This window comes from Streptomyces pseudoechinosporeus, from assembly GCF_054783935.1.
Window position 1 is genome coordinate 1 of sequence record NZ_BAAGPS010000027.1, and the last position, 288, is coordinate 288.

A 288-nucleotide genomic window follows, 5' to 3' on the forward strand; every position below is an offset into this window, starting at 1 on the left:
GTTCAGCCGACGGTCCCACCCTGTACTCTCGACCACCAGAAAGGTGCCTTGCTCTCTGCAGCAGATACGATCTAGACACTCGCATCCTCGCAGGTCAACGGCACCTTTCTGCTATCGGGGCGTCAGATCGCCCGATTCCGCCGAATACCCAGGGCTAACCCCGCGTAGGTCGGACTGGGGACGCCGGAGCCTTCGAGGTCTGCGGACGGCCCCGATCGGCGTGGCGTCGCAGAGGCACTCGTGACTGAGAGGCCGTTTCCACCTGCTTCATGCCGCCTCGCGGCCAGA